Origin of the sequence: Veillonella sp. CHU594 (assembly GCF_003992265.1) — a bacterium.
Taxonomy (GTDB): Bacteria; Bacillota; Negativicutes; order Veillonellales; family Veillonellaceae; genus F0422.
Window position 1 is genome coordinate 131,027 of the sequence record NZ_RQVB01000003.1, and the last position, 14,787, is coordinate 145,813.

Below are 14,787 nucleotides of genomic sequence, written 5' to 3' on the forward strand. Positions count from 1 at the left end.
AACGCCATTAAGTGTAGCACATCTTGTGGCACTCGATATTACCTAAATCACGCATAACTAGAAACGAGCAACATGTTCCGGAGGAAACCTAACCACTGTATCAGTTTCTGGAGGAATATGTTGCTCGTTTCCCTTTGCTAGTTAGTCAATAGCCACAAGATTACATAACAGAAGAAGTGACGACTTCAAACATTATGAAATACCGTTTGTGAGGAGTATACCGTGCTCTTCCTTTTAATATATTTAGTTTAGTTAGCCACAGGCTACATAGCATCACAAGTGACGTTTTACTGGAACGGATTCCCCAATCGTTGTAATACATGCTCGAACTTCTCTTTTGGATTCGCATTTTTGCTATACCATTCTAAGAGCTCTGAGATTTTCTGTTCTGCTTCTTCCGGGGATAATCCTTCTAGCAAGGTAATTGCTTTTCGAGGCAAGGCACCGCTTGTGCCACCTGCTACTAAGGTAAAGCCATTTGGTTTTCCCACTAGGCCGATGTCTTTGATCATAGACTCTGCGCAGCATCGTGGGCAACCGCTGATGCCGATGCGAATTTTATTCGGCATATCTTTGCCGTAGTGTTTTTGGTCTACCATAGTCGCCATCGGAATGGTTTCCATAAAGGCATGGCTACATCCATCTGTACCGCGGCATGCCACGATGGAGTTCACCGATTTATGTTGTACTTGCACCACTCCATCTGGTAAGTGTTCTAAGATGGATTCTTTTTGTTCTTTTGTAATGTCATAAATTTGAATGCCTGTAGGAACGATACGGAACTTTCCATTATGTTCTTTCGCTAGGCTAAAAATTGCCTCCATTTGTTCGTATGTGAACTCACTGAATAAGGCATGTAAAATAACTGCTGTTTTCATAAAACTCTCCTAAATTAACTGTATGGGCGTACATTCCTACTTAGGACGTAAGGAACTGACTAAACACATAATTTCCGTGTTTGGCCCCTTCCTTAGTGAGACGATATGCATCATCTTCATAAACAAGCAATTGTTTATGCATTAGATCTGTTACAACAGATCCATATATATTGTGAAAGTCTAAATTAAATCGACTTTCAAACAAACTAGGTACTAATCCCCACTTTGTACGCAACGCAAGAAAGCTAAAATCTTCATAGTCACGAGGACTAGTGATGATTTCTTCCTCAATGCATGGACTTTCACTCATTTCAATCTTATGAATGTAAGGCACAACGTAAGGGGTATTCTGAAAGCGCCGATTCCCCACAAAGGAATGGGCGCCAGCACCAAAGCCGATGTAATCAGCGCCATGCCAGTATTTGATATTATGACGACTGAAAGCTCCATCTTTACCAAAACTAGCAATTTCATATCTATCGAACATCTGTTTTTCTAACCCTTCTACAAGGTAGTCGTACATCTGTTCGCATATATCTTCAGACGGTAATATGACCGAATGATCCATAACTTGGCGATGCAATAAGGTACTAGGTTCCACTTGCAGGCCATAGATAGAGATATGATTTATGGGCAAAGACTGAATGACCTCTAGATTATAAGAAATATCTTCCAATGTTTGTCGGGGTAATCCATAAATTTGATCAATGCTAATATTGCGGAACCCTACCTCATAGGCATCTAGAACAGCTTGTTGTGCCATCTTTGCCGTATGGGTTCGGTGCAATACACGCAAATGGTCATCACGAAATGTTTGCACACCAAAGCTAATGCGGTTAATTCCTAGTTCATGCAATTGTTTCAGGTATTGTGCATCCACTTCACCAGGGTTAGCCTCAATGGTAATTTCTACATCACTGCTAACCGTATATGTTTTGTACACTGTCTCTAATATACGATTCAATTCCTTAATGGACAATACAGTCGGTGTTCCACCGCCGAAGTAAATCGTATCGAAAGGCTCTGTTCCTAACAGGGATTGACTAGATTCAATCTCTTGGCGCAACGCATAGGCGTACACATCAAAATAGTCTTCTAATCCTTGGTACGAAGGGAAATCACAGTAGGTACACTTTTGACGGCAAAAGGGAATGTGGATATACATTCCCCTGTGACCTACTGGAATATGAGTGGTATTCATTAGTTTTCTACTTTCAAAATCGCCATGAATGCCTCTTGTGGAATCTCTACAGACCCTACAGCTTTCATCCGTTTTTTACCTTCTTTTTGTTTTTCTAGCAATTTACGTTTACGGGAAATATCGCCGCCGTAACATTTTGCCAATACGTCTTTACGCCAAGCTTTTACCGTTTCACGAGCTACAATTTTTGTGCCTACTGCCGCTTGGATTGGAATTTCAAAGTTTTGACGTGGAATCAATTCTTTCAATTTCTCAGCGAGGGCACGGCCACGTAATTGAGCACGATCTTTGTGAACGATAATACTCAAGGCATCGACAGGATCTCCGTTTAGCAAGATATCCATTTTTACCATTGGAGATTGTTGGTAGCCAATCAATTCGTAGTCCAAGGATGCATAGCCTTTCGTAGCAGATTTCAATTTATCAAAGTAATCGTAAATGATTTCCCCTAGCGGCAAGTGGTATACGATGGATACACGGCTTTCATCAATGTATTCCATGCTGATGTATTCCCCGCGTTTGTCTTGTGAAAGTTCCATAATGGCTCCCACATAATCTTTAGGGACGATAGTGGTTGCCTTTACATATGGCTCCTCTACATAGTCAATTTCAGTTGGTGGCGGTAATTTAGCAGGGTTATCAACTTCGATGACTTCCCCATTTGTTTTGTATACCTTATAGTTTACGCTTGGAGCAGTCGTAATCAAGGATAGATTATACTCCCGTTCCAATCGTTCTTGGATGACATCCATGTGTAATAGTCCAAGGAAACCGCAACGGAATCCAAAACCTAGTGCCAAGGATGTTTCTGCTTCGTATTCTAAAGCAGCATCGTTTAGATTTAGTTTTTCTAAGGCATCCCGTAAGTTTTCATAATCTTTGGAATCTGTTGGGTATAGACCACAATATACCATGGACACGGCTTTGCGGTATCCTGGTAATGGTTCTTCAGCTGGATTATCTGCTTTTGTGATGGTATCCCCTACACGACAGTCACGAACATTTTTAATACTTGCTGCCACACAGCCTACAGAGCCACATGGTAATTCTTGGACTGGCAACAGATGCGGTGTAAATACACCTAATTCAGTGACCTCAAAATCCTTAGAACTGTGCATCATACGGATGGTATCTTTTACTTTCAAAGAACCTTCTTGTACACGCACGTATGCAATGGCACCTTTGTAGGAGTCAAAGCGAGAGTCAAAAATTAAGGCACGTGCTGGTTTATCAGAATGATCTGGTGGTGCAGGAATTTTCTCTACAATCGCTTCTAAGATATCCTGAATACCAATGCCAGACTTAGCACTGGCCAAAATAGCATCAGATGCATCTAATCCAATAACATCTTCGATTTCACGTTTTACACGTTCAGGATCTGCACTTGGCAAATCAATTTTATTAATGACAGGAATGATTTCCAAATCATGTTCCAATGCTAAATAGACATTGGCCAAAGTTTGCGCCTCTACACCTTGTGCAGCATCAACCACCAACAAGGCTCCTTCGCAAGCTGCCAAGGAACGGGATACTTCATAGCTGAAGTCCACGTGACCTGGTGTGTCGATTAAATTTAATGTGTATTCTTGTCCATCTTTTGCAGTGTGCAATAAACGAACGGATTGGGCTTTAATCGTAATGCCCCGTTCCCGTTCTAGGTCCATGGAGTCTAAGACTTGGGCTTGCATTTCCCGTTTCGTCAAAGATCCAGTTTCTTCGATTAAACGATCCGCTAGCGTGGACTTACCATGGTCAATATGAGCAATGATACAAAAATTACGAATATGTGATGTACTCATGACTTCCCTTTCTAACAAACAATATCTATTACACCACCACCAAGAACTCGACTTCCTTCGTAGAATACGACGGATTGACCCGGTGTAATGGCGCGTTGTGGTTCCGTAAATTCAACTTTCATAGTACCGTCCTCTGTGAAAGTAACAGTACATGGTGATGGTTTCGCGGCATACCGAATTTTACCTTCTGCTTGTAATGATGTGGGCACAACTCCGTCTAGGAAGTTATAGTTTTTACACAACATGGTGCGAGAGAATAAACTTTCATTAGGACCTACGATAACCTCATTCGTTTCGCCATCTAATTTCACAACATAGAGAGGATATGCATAGGCAATGCCCAAGCCTTTACGTTGTCCAATTGTATAATTGTATAATCCATTATGCGTACCTAACACCTCACCATTTTCATGGACAATGCGCCCTGATTTAGGTTTCGATTTCGATGTTTTTTCGATGAACCCTTGGTAATTATGATTCGGCAAGAAACAGATATCTAAGCTATCTGGTTTATCCCATACAGGCAATTCTTTTTCATGAGCCATTTCGCGAGTTTTCGTTTTTGGTTGATTCCCCAAAGGAAAGACTAAATGTTTTAAAATATCTTGGGTTAACGTGTACAATACATAACTTTGATCCTTCGTTGGATCGTCACCTTTATGTAATTCATACCGTTGTGCTGCCTCATTGTACATAACCTGCGCATAATGACCTGTCACCATGTGTGTAGCTCCTAAGGATAAGGCACGTTGTAGTAACAAATCGAATTTGATATTGCGATTACAGAACACGCATGGATTCGGTGTACGACCATTGGAATATTCTGTGATAAAATAATCTACCACATTATCTTTGAAAATATCTTTCGCATCCACCACATGATGCTCAATACCAAGAAAATCACACATCTTCTTCGCATCCACCACGGCTTGGGGAATTTCGTCTTCCTCCGTGTCGCTGACCCACAAACGCAAGGTAATACCAAATACCTTATACCCCTGTTCTAATAACATTGAAGCGGTTAAAGAACTATCTACGCCACCGCTCATAGCTACTGCATATACTTTGTCCATATTATCTCCTACCATCAAATTGATACATCAAAACAGATTGAAAGTCTGAAGATGTATAATTGAACAAAAATTATACTTATACATATCACTATATTATACGATACATTACTATGCATTTACAATAATCTACCAAAATCCACCAAAATATCATGTTGGCCATAATTTTGCACTTCGATTTTTATTGCTTAACTACCAATATATGACAATTCCTTTTTGCCGTTTTTCTGCCGTCGCTAGATCCAGCAACGATTGTTTTCTTGTCTATATTATAGCACAAAAAGCCTATCAACCTTATGGATGATAGCCTCTTAGTTGTATCTCATTCACTAATGATGTATAATAGCATTGTAATAGCTATTAACAAAATAGGTGAATAATTGATTTGATTGTATTAATGATAGATTCCATGTGCTGTAACACAAGGTCTACTGCCATTAATAATTTTAGGATTTTTTTCAAAGGTTCACCTCCTTTCAAAAAGAGGACATCTAGTGCTGATAACACTTTGGATGTCCTCTTTTTGCTATTTAATTGTTAAGATTATAACTTTTTGATTTCTTTTTCGATGTTAGCAACGATTGCTCCTGCACTCTGTTGGATCACATTAATGTATGCACGGTTTCGCAACTTCACCCACCATGATTTAGTGGTTTTGATTTCGTCCTCTAGTGGCTGTGTCACTCGCTCCAATTCATGACGTACCCATTCTTCAATGGCTGTTGTGTCCATTCCTTTCAACACCAAATCCGCATGTGCTTTTGCTAACTCTACACCTTTATCAAAGATTGTTTTATCGATTCTCATAGTATCCTCCTATTGGTCATCCCAATCTGCTCTGTAATCTCGCACATCAACGTGTACGAACCCTTGGTTATAGTATCGACCTACACCCATCGCACCACATTCTATGGCAATGTCTGCCAATTCATCTACGCCCATACCATCAACGTAAATATCGCTAGCAGTTCCCAACGTATGCTGAGAGTTTGGCACCCCCCCTACGTCTGAATTATGTTCAGGACAACGATAGCCACTAGTGATGTGTACTGGTTGTCCTACTGTTTCACGGATATTATCCAATACATCAACCAATCGCTTATCAATAACATGGTCTAATACATTATGACCATCCACCACATTATGCCTGTCGCAATTACAAGCGAACTCGTAATCATCAAAATACTTGCCTACTTTCATTTGTATAATCCTCCTTTTGCTACTGCACCACCGATATAGCCAATCAATCCGCTAGCAATATTAGTGGCCAATTCGTTCATGCGGAAATAAATTGCCATAAATAATGCAACAGTTAACCCTGTCGCTACTACCATGTCAGTATTTCTACTCACTACATCTGCACCCCCTATCGTTGATTTCGGTAATCCGTTTGTGTGCAGATTTTACCGACTCTTTAATGCTTGCTTGCTCCTTAGACAAGTCAAGCAATCGTTCCTGTGTCTCTTTCAATGTTTCTTTCAATTCTCCGATAGATTCTGTCAGATGTTGCATAGCCAATGTGTTCATCTTAACGGTATGCTCTGCGTTGTGAGTTTGCACCTCAAGCCGTGATTGCAACTCATCTTGCTTGAGCAAGAAATCATTTTTGACCTTTTGTAACTCCATCTCACGTTCGGTCGATACTTTGCTGTCATACAACCACACCACCATTTTGGCGATAGCAAATATCCCACTGACTAGAGTTACAAGTTCCAAAATAGTGTAATTCATTGCCTCAACCTTTCTTGACGGTTTGGATTTGTAATATCCCATCATTGTTATTAAATTCTCTTTGAGGTGGATTGTCATCCGTTATCCACGAGCAAGTGCCTAGTCGCAACAGCCTAGTCGGAAACTTTCCTCGTGCCTCGCTACCCATCCCATCAAAATGAATACGCATTAGTCTTTGATTCTCCTTGTCACCGAACATAACTGTTGCTACTGGTATGCCGTTATCGTTGACAAGCATTCCATATGTTGACTTAACAGGAGTGAATCCCTCTGGGATAATGAAGTTACTTTGAAAACCACCACTGTTATTTGGCTTTTGTATTTGTAGCCAAGTACCGCCTTTGCCGTCAACGGTAGATTCACGTTTTGGCAACTTATTGAAATTGGCGTCTGTAGGCGGTGTAATTGAGATAGTAGCCCAACTATCTCCGTCTGCCCCAGCAACCACTAAATTGCCAATGCGTGTCAACTGAATGTAGCTGTTACCATTCAGCCATGACGCCCCTTTGGGCGTTCGATATACATACTTCTTTTCTACTGCTCGACTTGTTTCAAGTGTTAAGATTCTAGATTTTAGAGCCTTAATCTCTGCCCCTACTGCTATGGCTAACTCTTTGATTTTGCCGACTAAACTCATGAACGTCTCCTAACCATTTACTGCTTTGTTGTACTCTGATACAAAATCTGTATCTGTTAATCCCAATGAGTTAAGTACGTTTGTTTGTTGTGCTTCTGTTAGAGATTGCTGTTCATCAAAACGTAAGCGGTTATTGATAGATGTTGCCATAGCACTAGCACCACTTTTGTCAGTTTCGATATAATCAGCAATCTCTTTCAATGTATCAAACGTAGCAGGAGCACCGCCCACTACTTTGGCGATTTCCTCATTTACCTTGGTTGTAATCACTGATTGATCAACCGTACCGCCTGTACCGTTTGTTTCTAATGCTAACACACGACCTTTTAATTCTTTAATATTCCTAGCAATCTCTTTCACTACCAACGTAATGCGTTCTACAATATTCATTTCAATTACCTCGTTCTAATATGTAAATCGTCAAGAAATCTCTATCCTCTAATGCAGGTTTGCATACAGATCCAATTTCCCCATCTTCCTCGTTAATCAATTCCACCTCATCATCACGTGGATTGACTACCACCCTATAGGGCTTGTTGTATCGTATCGTTACTCTCTTCATCGAATGCCACCTCTTACATACGCCCTACCAAAGGCAATGCCATTAGTTTGGCCATTGACCTCTTGCACGATGTCGTAATATAAGACTGCCCCATGTGATGGTATACGCCCTACCACTTTCATTTGCTCTGCTGTTAACGTCAACACTGCTGTATTACCTGTAATCGTCATGCTAGCCTTTAACACTGGTGTTCTATCGTCTACATGTCGCTTAAATACAGCCGTGAATATGCCACCATCAAATTTGACCGTGCTTGTACCATCGACTAATGTCAATTCAACCACATTGTCAATGCCTGTATAAAGCTCTATGTTCGCTTGCACTAATCCGCCGTACATTGATTACCTCTTTCTTTGTACGATAAAAGGTCGACCACTTGTGCCGACCTCTATCATCAATCCTTATTGTTCTTCTTCAACTTGTTTAGCAATCCATTCAGCTACTGCCTCTACATAAGCCACTGGAATTACTTTTTGACCCTCTTTGCGGTCTTTCTTTGTTAATGCATATTTTCCTGTAGATACTAAATAACCATAAATTGGAATCATAAATTGTTGTACTTTCATTTTGTATACTCCTTTTACATAATCATAAATTGCTCGACCATTACTCATGTTTGCCCTCGCTTTCTTCCTCCGACTGAGGAACTACGCTTGCTAATAATTCATATAATCCTGCCACACTTTCCGCCAAACTCTCTACTGATGGTGGCAATGGTGTGTCTCCTTGTTCTTCTTGCGGATGTTCTCCTGTAGGTTCTTCTTTTGGTGGCTCTTGCTTGATTATCTTGCCGTTAATCAATCGTATTTCCCACGGATTGTACACCTCATCGCTTTCCATATGGGTGTATCCATCGATTGGTTCGATTGATGATTTGGCGGTGATAACACAAGTGCCTGTACTGTCGAATATATAATACATAGATTACCATCCTTTTGTCGCAATACACATAACATTTAAAAAACCTTCCCTAAACTGCCCCCAACTATATTTTTCATAAACCTCAAAGGCAAAAATTTTCCTATTTTTTGTTATGCCACATTTAATTACTGTTATATCCGTTTTACTGTCATGGTGTTTTTGCCAGCCAATTCTTTTTGTATCATGCTGCGAACCAACCATCCATATTTCATCTTGTTTTGGTGCACCCGGGTCGTTTACATGTCTATCACTTTCCCAATAAGGTTTATCACTCTCGTAAACTACTTCCCATTTATCTATATTTAACACAATATATCTGCATTCTTCAAAACTAAAGCCTTCTGGCACTGGCAATGGGGCTTTATTTCGTAAGTTATATGTTTCAACCTTTAAAGCCGTAATCTCAAATCCCGATTTCCTAAACGATTGAGCGTCTATCGTTGCTCCTTTAATTACACCCTCGCTCGATACACTGAATGTGCCACTAGCATTTTGAATAGTAGTACCAATGATTGTGCTACCTGTAATCGTGCCACCTGTCAATGTTCCTACATTGGCAGTTATAGAACTCAACGAATCTACCTTGATTTTATCGGCAGTAACGGCACTAGCCTGTAACATCTTACTTGTAATGATGTTATCATCGAACTTCGCTTTCCCTGTTACATGCAATAATTTGCCATCAATTCGTGTGCCCTCGGGGGATAGATTGATACGAGATACAATCTCTTGACCATTCAACGACTTCAAGCCTTGCGATACCTTTAAATCAATGCTATTGGTTAATTGCGTAATTTGTGAGCTTACACCTTTAATTCCATCAGCTACTTTTGAATCAATACTGCCCTCTAATTGCGTGATTCTCGTAGATATATTCTTGTTCGCATTAGTCACACGGCTATCGATTGCACTATCTAACTGTGTAATTCTCGTAGATAATCCACTCGTTGCATTATTCACTTTGCTATCAATAGAACTAGATAATTGCGTGACTTGAGTATTCGTATATGCCTTGCTATCTGCAATAGCTTTAGTGATGGCATTATCCGTCTGTGTTAAGTGAGATTCTACCCCTTTGATTTTATTTGTTACTGACGTATTGACCGTATCACTTAATTGGCTAATTTGAGTAGATACTCCACTTTTAACATCTTCTACTTTTTGATTAATTAAACTTTCTAACTGTACTACTTTAGATGAAATCGTGCCTGTTTGGCTTTTGACTTCCTGTACTATTTTGTTGTTGATACTGGAGATGTCAGCTATTGCCTTATTCACTCGTTGATGGGTTTGAGTAGCCCACGTAGCTGTTGTGTTGTATTTAGATTCTAGTGAACCAAGTTTAGTACTATAATCAGTAAACTTACCATCATATCCATCAATACGACTTCGTACAGCGTCAATCTCTTTCGCTTTCGCCTCAACAGCTTTAATGGCGTCATTTTGCCCTTTTAATAACTCAGGAGGTATTTCAGCTTTGACTGTAGCTAATTGCTCCCCACTGGTATCACCCTCTCCGAATATATCAACATAAGCGACTTTGACCTTATGTACTCCTGCCTCTATCGGTATAAAGATAGTGTTTGATGTCGATTGGTATCTCTGTGCATTCACGTAAATATTGGCATGATGTGACCCACTCGGAATAGGAGAATATGTAACGACTAACCCATTCATGGTAGTTTTAACAGTTACATCTGTAGGTGTTATTGGCTTAGGAACGTTGTATTGCAACATAGCAGGTGCAGAGTATCCTTTGACTGGATTATGTGCATACAAATATACCGTGCCTTGTCTGTTCTGTAGCAAGCTAGAAGCTGTGGTATTGCTACTTTTTGCTAATAACCCATCGTCATTACCTACAGCGGTATTCAATCTGACTTCATAAAAGTCTACATCTGCATTGGTTACCTCTCGCCAATTATAAATCGCCTGTTCAGCAAATCGGATAGTGAACCCATCGGGGGTATTCGGTTTATCACTCTTCAATGCAATCTGCAAGGATTTTACGATACCCTCGGAATAGTTCCCATTGATGTCTTTAACTTGTAGTTTCACATCATACGTTTTGCCTACTTCGCATTGGCTTATCACGATTTGACCGTTGCCATCACCGCCATAGATCCATTCGCTTGTACCTTGTTCACGATACCATGCCACCACCGTGGATAGTGTTTTAAGGTTAGGTGGAATAAACTTGGCCACCAAATCATAAGCAATCGCCTTGCCACCTAATTGGCGGTACTTGTTAGATAAAGTAAACTCGCTTACCTCTGGTATGAAATACTCTTGGATGGTGTACTCGTATTGTTTAACTCTTGATATATCCTCTTGTTGTCCACCTAGATTATTTAGAGATGTAAACTTCGCATAAATCTTCTTGCCGACATCTTGCTTGCGGTACGGAATACGCATAAAAGCCTCATCAAGACGGCTTAGCTTATCCCCTGCACTATGACTACCTATAGGTGTATTGAACTGACCTCTAACAAGATTATTCAGCGTTACAGTGCCATCTGTATTGAGTGTAGCTGTTTCGTACGATAAGCACTCGCCATTGATGTAGCAGACGGTATTCCCTCGTTCTGCGTCAATGTGTGTGCCACTTTTGAGCGTTCCATTGACCATGCGAACAATACACGAATTGCCATCAGCAGATAATGGACTTACTAGCTTACCTATCCGTGCCGTAGTGTTCAGCATTCCCATAGATTGGAAGTTAGCTGTTGGATCATCACTCATCCATACTTCGCACCCGCCCCACTCCTGTGGCGTGGAAACTCCGACCCACAATTCTTGCCCTTGTCCAACAACATCAGCAGGCGGTTGAATGAATGTAGCATCCAGTATTGATTGAGCAGGCTTGTTATAGTCTACAAACGGTCGTTCATTCTCATGCACATCATATTTCGTAGGTGCATACATGCCAGGTGGCTTACCAATCGCTGTAATTTGCAATTCACCATCTTGTGCCTCTTGTACATCAGTAATTACGACAATTTGCTTATGCAATCCACATGTACTTTCTGTCAATGTCACTAAGTCGCCTGGTTCCAACCTACAAAACGCCCAATCCAATTTGAATGAATATTGGTTACGTTCATAGAGTCGTTTCATGGCTAATTGCTCTGCCAAATACATTGCCCTTGCTTTCGTGTAGATATAGTGAGCGGAATAACTCGGAGCAGGTTTCATGCCATTTCGTTGTACATCTGCCAACACCTCGAATGTGACGGCCTCTTTCTCGTACGAATTAGCACGGTTAATGAACTCAACTGTAGCCGTGTTATAGCTTTCACTGTTCGATTTACGTTTATACTCGACCAATCGCCCATCACTACCGCTTAGGAAGTCATCTTCGGTTAGATCATATTGAATTTGTGAATGTGGATTCCATGACTTTATCGGCTTATCTGCCAACGGTACAATCTTGAGCCTATCATTTGACCAAAATAGATAACAATTACAGATGTCAGCAATATCAGATACAATTTGCTGTGCTTTCTGCGTCTTAGTTTCGGGCGGTGAACTAATCAGAATGTCCGCTTGACTACAATAGTTTCTAAAATTGTCAATCCCATCTATTGCGGTTTCTTCAATTCCTACGCTTTTAAGTACATGAATGATATAGTCAGCTGGATTCACATCAACACCATCACCAGTTTCTAGCAACTGCCCTTGGATTTCAAAGTTAAACGTAGGTAGACTAGCACGTTCACCCATATCAACAACGCCTGCCATATATGCCAACCCACTATAAGGCAACGCCCTATCGGGATGTTTACTCACTGCATACGGCCACGGTGCTTGCCCTACTTCGCCTAAATAAGCAGTCAAGCCTATCTTATCGTTAGGGTATTGATATGTTTCTTTATCAATCCATACCTTACCAATCCGTTTTATCGGCCCCTCACATAAGCCAATAGCCACCGCCACTGTATACGTATATGAAATACTAGTCGCTTTCTTCTTACCACCCTTACCCACACGTTGTGATGTGCGGTGTTCATGTGCGGTGAAATCTTCCCATTGGATAATGTTGCCACTTAGTCGTGTAGTGCCTAACACTACAGGAACGACCTCACCATAACTTGCACTATTAATTTGAAAGTCTGAAATTCTGTCCGTTCTTGTAGTAATCCCACCACCACGACCAAATAAACCGCCCATTATGCTTGCTCCTTGTATCTGTAAACCTTGCGTATACGGCTATTGCCCTTGCTATCGTAGAATATAACATCGTTTAAATTAGAGACAATCACACCCATATCCACATATGCGTGCACTACCATATTATCGCCTATATAGATAGCACCATGACTAATGCAACGCCCATATTGAAATAGAATGAAATCACCCACTTGTAAATCGTCAATATCGACCTCATAGCCTACTCGATCCATATACTTCAAAAACTTATCTTCTGAACGGTGTAAATGCCACTCATTGGAATAATGTTCTATTTGCATATCCTCTTCGCCTATTAGGTTTGTATCAATCAATACGCCTAACATCAAATGAGCACAATCGACCCCATGACCTTTAGCCATGGAATTATCAACATGTGGTGTACCCAACCAATTCATGGCCTCTCTTGCTATTGCTAAACCTGTCATCGTACTGTCTCCTTTAATGGCACATAAGGCGTTGCCCTATTTCTACTGAAATTATTGAACTTATTCTTGCAAGTGGCAGGCGTTTTATCGCAACCTGGATAGATATATGCCTCATCTCCTACAGATGGTTGAGCCTCTGATGGAGTTATAAAATAAATTCTCGATCCATCGTCTTTCATGACCTGTGTTGTTTGCCCTACCAATGCACCGCTTATCCATTCAATGCCACCTGCTGTGTAATAGCCATTATCATGCGTGATATTCAATACCACCGTGTTATGGTCTGGCACTTGTGTTACTACCGCTCGCTTGCGGTAATCCTTAATGTTAACACCACATTCGCCATCATATAAAGTGTACGGACATTGAGGGTAATATCTTCGGTTTGGCCACTCTGTGTTGAGCTTTTGCACTACAGATTTGACCTCTAATTGTAAGGTCAATCCTCCGCCACTCTTTACCTCGGCTTGCCCTTGGAATAGATCCAATCCACCAATCACCGTGCCACCATCACCAAAGAATACACGAATCAATCGAACCGTTGCCCCATCAAAGCCACCATTGTGGGCTACTGTCATGATAGGCACTCCGCCTATTGTGTCATTAGGTGCTGAGTGGATAGTCAACGTCAATTTGTCTACACTCACTTTAGAACTCGTCTTGATTTGTGTTCTTGTGATAATCGGACCATCAACTCGGTATACCTTACCACCATAGGCAACATCTTTGTCAGTGTCTGCGTAATAATACGATACGCCACTCTTGAGCCGTATATCATACAAATCACATGACATGAAATGCTTTTCTGTATTCAAATGTGTCTCTAAAACATTACTAACTTCTTTCATCGTACCGTCACCAACTTCATTTCTTTTGACTTCATGATATTCTTATAAACCAATTCAGCAGTGAATGTATCGCCCGATAATCGAACTTTCCAATAATAAGAATAATCAGCAGTTATTATTGCATCTTGCGGTATCTCATCGCCTACTCGCAATCGAATCAAGCCATTGTCTACTTCGCATGGGTGTTCTACACCATTTACATACAGTTTGACGTCTTTGATGTGGTACATAGGTTCAACATAATCACCCCAAATTCGTATAGCTTGCCATTCTCTTGTTGCTCCAGTGCCTAACTTGACGCCTTTTTCTTTATTGTCTTCGGGATCTAACCAAAGAAATGGCTGATGTCCACCCTTAACAGTGGCAAAGAATCCCATGACTTGCTTATACTGTTCTTCCGTCAAGTGAGCAAAGGATGTGGTGATTATCCATTGTGGTAATTGCCATGTAGTCATTGTTCTACCCTTACCACTACCAGCGGTTTTGAGCACTGTATTCCACTTTTGCCCTTTTGTTGATTTCCA

General features: G+C 40.8%; 18 protein-coding genes. All 18 read right to left on the minus strand.

Annotation, left to right across the window (positions count from 1 at the left end):
• Positions 1-287: 287 nt before the first annotated feature.
• Positions 288-878 carry a nitrite reductase gene (locus tag EO111_RS02355; protein ID WP_062402729.1) on the minus strand — a complete coding sequence of 197 codons (591 nt, stop codon included), beginning with the start codon at positions 876-878 and terminating at the stop codon, positions 288-290.
• A gap of 40 nt (positions 879-918) precedes the next feature.
• Positions 919-2,079 (minus strand): radical SAM family heme chaperone HemW, encoded by a 1,161-nt coding sequence (hemW, locus tag EO111_RS02360; RefSeq protein ID WP_164727582.1) that lies wholly within the window; start codon positions 2,077-2,079, stop codon positions 919-921.
• On the minus strand, positions 2,079-3,878 hold the full coding sequence (lepA, locus tag EO111_RS02365) for a translation elongation factor 4 (protein ID WP_062403449.1): 1,800 nt from the start codon (positions 3,876-3,878) through the stop codon (positions 2,079-2,081). The genes hemW and lepA overlap by 1 nt, the downstream gene beginning before the upstream one ends.
• Before the next feature lie 11 nt (positions 3,879-3,889).
• Positions 3,890-4,951: a tRNA 2-thiouridine(34) synthase MnmA gene (gene mnmA / locus EO111_RS02370; protein ID WP_062402723.1), complete on the minus strand. Its 1,062-nt coding sequence runs from the start codon at positions 4,949-4,951 to the stop codon at positions 3,890-3,892.
• A gap of 540 nt (positions 4,952-5,491) precedes the next feature.
• Positions 5,492-5,755, minus strand: a complete 264-nt coding sequence (locus EO111_RS02375) for a hypothetical protein (RefSeq protein ID WP_127010460.1) — start codon at positions 5,753-5,755, stop codon at positions 5,492-5,494.
• A gap of 9 nt (positions 5,756-5,764) precedes the next feature.
• Positions 5,765-6,148, minus strand: a complete 384-nt coding sequence (locus EO111_RS02380; protein WP_127010462.1) for a D-Ala-D-Ala carboxypeptidase family metallohydrolase — start codon at positions 6,146-6,148, stop codon at positions 5,765-5,767.
• Positions 6,145-6,300, minus strand: a complete 156-nt coding sequence (locus EO111_RS08265) for a hypothetical protein (RefSeq protein ID WP_164727444.1) — start codon at positions 6,298-6,300, stop codon at positions 6,145-6,147. Before EO111_RS08265 ends, EO111_RS02380 begins: the two co-directional genes overlap by 4 nt.
• Positions 6,293-6,679, minus strand: a complete 387-nt coding sequence (locus tag EO111_RS02385; protein WP_127010464.1) for a hypothetical protein — start codon at positions 6,677-6,679, stop codon at positions 6,293-6,295. The genes EO111_RS08265 and EO111_RS02385 overlap by 8 nt, the downstream gene beginning before the upstream one ends.
• A gap of 4 nt (positions 6,680-6,683) precedes the next feature.
• The gene (locus tag EO111_RS02390; protein WP_127010466.1) at positions 6,684-7,316 is read right to left on the minus strand and encodes a hypothetical protein; all 633 of its coding nucleotides are present in this window, start codon (positions 7,314-7,316) and stop codon (positions 6,684-6,686) included.
• A gap of 9 nt (positions 7,317-7,325) precedes the next feature.
• The gene (locus tag EO111_RS02395; RefSeq protein WP_127010468.1) at positions 7,326-7,706 is read right to left on the minus strand and encodes a hypothetical protein; all 381 of its coding nucleotides are present in this window, start codon (positions 7,704-7,706) and stop codon (positions 7,326-7,328) included.
• Between the two features lies 1 nt (position 7,707).
• The gene (locus tag EO111_RS08270) at positions 7,708-7,878 is read right to left on the minus strand and encodes a hypothetical protein (protein WP_164727583.1); all 171 of its coding nucleotides are present in this window, start codon (positions 7,876-7,878) and stop codon (positions 7,708-7,710) included.
• Positions 7,875-8,216, minus strand: coding sequence for a hypothetical protein (locus EO111_RS02400; RefSeq protein ID WP_127010469.1), 342 nt, complete (start codon positions 8,214-8,216; stop codon positions 7,875-7,877). The genes EO111_RS08270 and EO111_RS02400 overlap by 4 nt, the downstream gene beginning before the upstream one ends.
• Positions 8,217-8,279: 63 nt before the next feature.
• Complete coding sequence (locus EO111_RS02405; protein ID WP_206168930.1) at positions 8,280-8,492, minus strand: CD1375 family protein; 213 nt, start codon at positions 8,490-8,492, stop codon at positions 8,280-8,282.
• Complete coding sequence (locus tag EO111_RS02410; RefSeq protein WP_127010470.1) at positions 8,485-8,799, minus strand: hypothetical protein; 315 nt, start codon at positions 8,797-8,799, stop codon at positions 8,485-8,487. Before EO111_RS02410 ends, EO111_RS02405 begins: the two co-directional genes overlap by 8 nt.
• Before the next feature lie 3 nt (positions 8,800-8,802).
• Positions 8,803-12,969 (minus strand): phage tail protein, encoded by a 4,167-nt coding sequence (locus tag EO111_RS02415; RefSeq protein ID WP_127010472.1) that lies wholly within the window; start codon positions 12,967-12,969, stop codon positions 8,803-8,805.
• The gene (locus tag EO111_RS02420; protein WP_127010474.1) at positions 12,969-13,415 is read right to left on the minus strand and encodes a C40 family peptidase; all 447 of its coding nucleotides are present in this window, start codon (positions 13,413-13,415) and stop codon (positions 12,969-12,971) included. The genes EO111_RS02415 and EO111_RS02420 overlap by 1 nt, the downstream gene beginning before the upstream one ends.
• On the minus strand, positions 13,412-14,263 hold the full coding sequence (locus tag EO111_RS02425) for a DUF2163 domain-containing protein (RefSeq protein ID WP_127010476.1): 852 nt from the start codon (positions 14,261-14,263) through the stop codon (positions 13,412-13,414). The genes EO111_RS02420 and EO111_RS02425 overlap by 4 nt, the downstream gene beginning before the upstream one ends.
• The gene (locus EO111_RS02430; RefSeq protein ID WP_240642215.1) at positions 14,260-14,754 is read right to left on the minus strand and encodes a DUF2460 domain-containing protein; all 495 of its coding nucleotides are present in this window, start codon (positions 14,752-14,754) and stop codon (positions 14,260-14,262) included. Before EO111_RS02430 ends, EO111_RS02425 begins: the two co-directional genes overlap by 4 nt.
• Positions 14,755-14,787: the final 33 nt, after the last annotated feature.

Bases quoted from the DNA above. Each gene is read 5' to 3' on its own strand.
- EO111_RS02355 (WP_062402729.1), bottom strand. From the start codon at position 878: ATGAAAACAGCAGTTATTTTACATGCCTTATTCAGTGAGTTCACATAC.
- hemW (WP_164727582.1), bottom strand. From the start codon at position 2,079: ATGAATACCACTCATATTCCAGTAGGTCACAGGGGAATGTATATCCAC.
- lepA (WP_062403449.1), bottom strand. From the start codon at position 3,878: ATGAGTACATCACATATTCGTAATTTTTGTATCATTGCTCATATTGAC.
- mnmA (WP_062402723.1), bottom strand. From the start codon at position 4,951: ATGGACAAAGTATATGCAGTAGCTATGAGCGGTGGCGTAGATAGTTCT.
- EO111_RS02375 (WP_127010460.1), bottom strand. From the start codon at position 5,755: ATGAGAATCGATAAAACAATCTTTGATAAAGGTGTAGAGTTAGCAAAA.
- EO111_RS02380 (WP_127010462.1), bottom strand. From the start codon at position 6,148: ATGAAAGTAGGCAAGTATTTTGATGATTACGAGTTCGCTTGTAATTGC.
- EO111_RS02385 (WP_127010464.1), bottom strand. From the start codon at position 6,679: ATGAATTACACTATTTTGGAACTTGTAACTCTAGTCAGTGGGATATTT.
- EO111_RS02390 (WP_127010466.1), bottom strand. From the start codon at position 7,316: ATGAGTTTAGTCGGCAAAATCAAAGAGTTAGCCATAGCAGTAGGGGCA.
- EO111_RS02395 (WP_127010468.1), bottom strand. From the start codon at position 7,706: ATGAATATTGTAGAACGCATTACGTTGGTAGTGAAAGAGATTGCTAGG.
- EO111_RS08270 (WP_164727583.1), bottom strand. From the start codon at position 7,878: ATGAAGAGAGTAACGATACGATACAACAAGCCCTATAGGGTGGTAGTC.
- EO111_RS02400 (WP_127010469.1), bottom strand. From the start codon at position 8,216: ATGTACGGCGGATTAGTGCAAGCGAACATAGAGCTTTATACAGGCATT.
- EO111_RS02405 (WP_206168930.1), bottom strand. From the start codon at position 8,492: ATGAGTAATGGTCGAGCAATTTATGATTATGTAAAAGGAGTATACAAA.
- EO111_RS02410 (WP_127010470.1), bottom strand. From the start codon at position 8,799: ATGTATTATATATTCGACAGTACAGGCACTTGTGTTATCACCGCCAAA.
- EO111_RS02415 (WP_127010472.1), bottom strand. From the start codon at position 12,969: ATGGGCGGTTTATTTGGTCGTGGTGGTGGGATTACTACAAGAACGGAC.
- EO111_RS02420 (WP_127010474.1), bottom strand. From the start codon at position 13,415: ATGACAGGTTTAGCAATAGCAAGAGAGGCCATGAATTGGTTGGGTACA.
- EO111_RS02425 (WP_127010476.1), bottom strand. From the start codon at position 14,263: ATGAAAGAAGTTAGTAATGTTTTAGAGACACATTTGAATACAGAAAAG.